Source organism: Candidatus Frankia nodulisporulans, assembly GCF_902806475.1.
GTDB lineage: Bacteria > Actinomycetota > Actinomycetes > Frankiales > Frankiaceae > Frankia > Frankia umida.
Map to the genome: position 1 here is coordinate 1 of NZ_CADCWS010000477.1, position 1,391 is coordinate 1,391.

At 73.3% G+C, this 1,391-nt stretch carries 1 protein-coding gene and 1 pseudogene; one reads left to right on the forward strand and one right to left on the reverse strand.

From position 1 onward, the window contains the following. Nucleotides 1–43 precede the first annotated feature (43 nt). Nucleotides 44–640, forward strand: a pseudogene (locus tag G6R24_RS20935) (PQQ-dependent sugar dehydrogenase). A gap of 29 nt (nucleotides 641–669) precedes the next feature. On the opposite strand, the gene cobA reads toward G6R24_RS20935, so the two are convergent. Next, on the reverse strand, nucleotides 670–1,391 hold a 722-nt coding region (cobA, locus tag G6R24_RS20940; RefSeq protein ID WP_163550833.1), incomplete at its 5' end, for a uroporphyrinogen-III C-methyltransferase.

Consider the following 1,391-nt stretch of genomic DNA (forward strand, 5'->3'; position numbering starts at 1 on the left):
GGTCATCCACAACGGTGGGCGCATCCGGTTCGGCCCGGACGGGATGTTGTACGCGGGGGTCGGCGACACCGGCGACCGCACCCTGGCGCAGAACCGCGAGCGCCTCAACGGCAAGATCCTGCGCCTGCGCCCGGACGGCGGTGTCCCGGCGGACAATCCGTTCCCCGGTTCGCTGGTGTACAGCCTGGGGCACCGCAACGTCCAGGGCCTCGCCTGGGATGGCGACGGCAGGCTGTGGGCGTCCGAGTTCGGCTAGGACCGCTTCGACGAGATCAATCTGATCGTCGCGGGCGGCGACTACGGCTGGCCGGTCGTCGAGGGCATCGGCGACACCGACGGCGGCCGTTTTCACAATCCCCTGGTCACCTGGACGACCGCCCAGGCATCCCCCAGCGGTATCGCCATCCGCGGCTCCACCCTGTACGTCGCCGCCCTGCGCGGGCAACGGCTGTGGGAGGTGCGACTCGCCGGCGCCGGCGTCTCGGGGCAGCCGACGGCGGTCCTGACCGGTACGGCGGGCGTGGGTCGGCTGCGGGCCGCTGTCAACGCCCCCGACGGCTCGGTCTGGATTCTCACCAACAACACCGACGGCCGCGGCCGGCCCCGCGCCGGCGACGACCGCGTCCTCGCCCTGCCCTGACCTGACCGACCCCGCCGTGACGCGTGATGTCAGTGACGGTGCGGGTGGGTGTGCGCGGCCAGGGCTGCGCGGGCCGCGAGGTGGCCGTCCAGGAGACGGTCGCGCAGGGCTACCACCTCGCCGACGACGATGACGGCGGGCGAGGCGATGTGCGCCTCGGCGGCACGGGTGGCGATCTCGGACAGGGGTCCGACGACGACCGTTTCGTCCGGGGTGCCGCCAGCGTGGATCACGGCGCTGGGGGTGTCCGCGGGGCGGCCGCGTTTGAGCAGTTCCCGGCTGACGCCGGCGAGGGCCGTCACTCCCATCAGCACGACGATCGTGCCCGGGCCGGTGGCCAGGGCGTCCCAGTCGACGGTGGAACCCGGATGGGAGGGGTCGACGTGACCACTGACGATGGTCACGTCCTGGGTGACACCCCGATGGGTGACCGGGATGCCGGCGAGCGCCGGGACGGCGACGGCGCTGGTCACGCCCGGGACGATCTCGCAGGGTAGGCCGGCGGCGGCGCAGGCCAGTGCCTCCTCGCCGCCACGGCCGAACACGAACGGGTCGCCGCCCTTGAGCCGGACCACCCCCAGCCCCCGGGAGGCACGGTCGACGATCACGGCGTTGATCTCGTCCTGGGTGAGGTTGTGACCGTGCGGCGCCTTGCCGGCGTCGACGATCTCGCTGCCCGGCCGGGTCTCCGCCAGCAGTTCCCGCGGGGCCAGCCGGTCGACGACGACGACGTCCGCGATCCGCAGCAACC